At 63.2% G+C, this 2942-nt stretch carries 3 protein-coding genes; all 3 read left to right on the top strand.

Features of this window, described 5'->3' with window-relative positions:
* Window positions 1-631, top strand: a 631-nt coding sequence (locus tag E8F11_RS13415) for a DUF1329 domain-containing protein (RefSeq protein ID WP_280289307.1), incomplete at its 5' end; no start/stop codon positions are given.
* Window positions 632-742: 111 nt separating this feature from the next.
* A complete protein-coding gene (locus tag E8F11_RS13410; RefSeq protein WP_280289306.1) occupies window positions 743-1735 on the top strand; it encodes a 5'/3'-nucleotidase SurE in 993 nt (330 codons plus the stop codon).
* Window positions 1736-2202: 467 nt separating this feature from the next.
* A partial coding sequence (locus E8F11_RS13405; RefSeq protein WP_280289305.1) for a DUF1302 family protein occupies window positions 2203-2942 on the top strand: 740 nt, incomplete at its 3' end.

Below are 2942 nucleotides of genomic sequence, written 5' to 3'. Positions count from 1 at the left end.
CTTCACCGACCCGATTTCCTCGCCGTCGCAGTCCTGGCAGTACCTGCCGGGCAACCGCCGGGTGCGTCGCGCGCCGACCGTGGCCTATGACACCCCGTTCGGTGCCGGCGGCTTCCGCGTGATGGACGAGGACCGCCTGTTCAACGGCGCCCCGGACCGCTACGAGTGGAAACTGGTGGGCAAGAAGGAAATGTACATCCCGTACAACAACTACAAGCTCGACGACCCGAGCCTGAAGCTCGACGACCTGCTGTCCACCAACGGCCACGTCAACCCCGAGTTCATGCGCTATGAACCGCACCGTGTCTGGGTGCTGGAAGCCACGCTCAAGCCCGGCAAGCGCCACATCTATGGCAAGCGCGTGCTGTACATAGACGAGGACTCCTGGATCGCCGTGATGGCCGACAACTACGACGGCAAGGGCCAGCTCTGGCGCAGCAACATGCAGACCACGGCCTACGCCTACGATCTGCAAGGCTTCCAGGCCCGGGTGGCGATCTTCCACGATCTGATCGCCGGTTCCTACCTGACCGACCGCCTGCTCAACGGCAAGCCGCCGGCGAAGCTGAACAACAGCGATTACGAAGCTGACTATTTCTCCGTCGCCAACCTGCGCAAGCTGGGCAAATAAGCGCCCTGATCGAGCGAGGCCCCCGGGCCTCGCTTTTTTGTGTCCCCCGAAAACCGCCTTCGTTCAGCCAGCAGTCGACCAAGGTTCCCTTCTCGCAATAGAGGAAACGATATGACGCACACGCTGTTGAAATCCGCCATCAGCCTGGCCGCCCTGTCCCTTTCGCTCCAGGCCAGCGCCCTGAATATTCTCCTTACCAACGACGACGGCTGCCGTGCGCCGGGCATAGACGCCGTCTACCAGGCCCTGGTCGCCGCCGGCCACCAGGTGACCCTGGTCGGCCCGCAGAACGACAGCAGCGGCATCGGCGCCGCCAGCGTGGTGGTGCCCGGCCAGGCCGTGGCCGTCACCCAGCTCGCCCAGGGCAAATACTGCGTCGGCGCCCCCGCCGGCTACACCCCGCCGGCCGGCAAGACCTCGGCCATCGGCACTCCGGTGGACGCGGTGAACGTCGGCCTCGACCTGCTGCTCAAGGACAACCGCCCCGACCTGGTGGTCTCCGGTACCAACTTTGGCGACAACGTCGGCCCGCTGACGCAGATGTCCGGCACCGTCAACGCCGCCGTGCGCGCCATGTTCAAGGGCGTGCCGGCCGTGGCCGTGTCCACTGCCATCGACCTCCAGCTGATCAGCCAGGACCCGCAGGCCGGCTACCGGAAAACCCTCGATGCCATGGACGACACTGCGCGCTTTGCCGCCAAGGTCATCGAACGTGCTGTGGCCATTGGCGCCGAGGCACACCGCGTTTGCGAAACCAGTGGCGGTAAGGCCAAGGCCCAGTGCGCGACCAATGTGCTCGGGCTGCCCGGCACCACAGGCCTGAACATCAACTACCCGGCCCTGGAAGCTGGCCAGGTGACTGGCGTTGCCTTCGCGCCTATTGGTGACTGGGGCAACGTCAACTTCGCGCCACAACAAGGGGCCGACGGGGTGATTCGGGTCAATCTGGTTCCACCACCCGCTCCCACAGCCGAGCAGATGCAGGCGGACGCCTATCAGCTGTCGTTGGGCAAGGCAGTGATTACCGTGATCGACGGCAACATGACGGCATCGCCGTTGCTGCAGGCCCAGGCCAAGCTGATCCTGGGCAACCTGACGCCCTGATCCACGCGCAATGAAAAGCCCCCGCGACCGCAAGGCGCGGGGGCCTTTTTACGTCTCATCAACGGCTAGCAGTGATGCATGGCCAGGTCTGTAGGAGCAAGGGGACGTCTGGTTCTTGCTCACGAACCGCCACACGCCCTTCGCCGCCTCCTACAAGCGATGCGGTCCGTAGCCAGACTCTCCCGAGTTCACCACCACCGGCTTTAACTCGTTTTACGCCCACAAACCTGTACTGAAATTTTCTGGTCTGGCACGCGAACCGTCCCACACCAAATCACTCCGCACCACCCACCACGCATCCAAAGTCTCGTAAGCCTTGGCTTTCGCCACTTTCCCACCTGGCCCGCCCAGCCACCACGGAAAATCACCTAGTCTTAACAGTCGGTGGTGCCGACCATGTCGCATTTCGATAGTGGTCGCCCATATCAACCGAGGCGGCACCTGTACCACCCCACCCGGAGACCGGAATGACAATAACAACGACCCGTATCCGCACCACGGCATACCTGGCCTTGCCCGCAGCCCTGCTGATGTTCAGCGAGGCTTCGTCAGCCTTGACCTTCCTGCCCAATGAAAACCTCAAGGTCGACTGGAACACCACCCTGACCTACGGCCTCGCGTGGCGCACCGAATCCCGCGATCACGCGTTGTCCAACGGTTTCCCGAACCCGGCCATCGCCAACATCGACGACGGCAACAACGCCTTCGACAAGGGCAGCCTGATCACCAACCGCTCCAGTTTCCTCACCGAGGCCAACTTCAACTGGAAGGAGGACTTCGGCCTGTTCATGCGTGCCAGCGGCTTCTACGACGACGTTTACAACCGCAGCAACGACAACCACACCGGCACCTCCAACTGCTTCGCCGGCGGCCGCTGCTCGCAACCCAACCACTTCCCCCACGACACTATCGACCAGCATGGCAAGGACATCCGCCTGCTCGATGCCTATGTCTATGGCGCCTGGGACCTCGGCGGGCACAACCTCAACCTGCGCGTCGGCGACCAGGTCGTGAGCTGGGGTGAGAGCCTGTTCATCGGCAACGGCATTTCCGGCGCCATGGCCCCGGTTGATGCAACCAAGGCCAACACCCCCGGGGTGGAACTCAAGGAACTCTTCCTGCCGGTAGGCCAGGTATTCGGCCAGATCGACCTGACCGACAGCCTCAGCTTGCAGGCCTACTACCAGTACAAGTGGGAGAAGACCGA

The sequence above is a fragment of the Pseudomonas sp. BN417 genome (assembly GCF_029871205.1).
Lineage (GTDB): Bacteria > Pseudomonadota > Gammaproteobacteria > Pseudomonadales > Pseudomonadaceae > Metapseudomonas.
The sequence above is the reverse complement of the archived record's forward strand: the minus strand, read 5'-3'. Positions and strand labels throughout refer to the sequence as shown.

Coding starts and splice junctions, on each gene's coding strand:
- E8F11_RS13410 (WP_280289306.1), top strand. CDS start 743: ATGACGCACACGCTGTTGAAATCCGCCATCAGCCTGGCCGCCCTGTCC.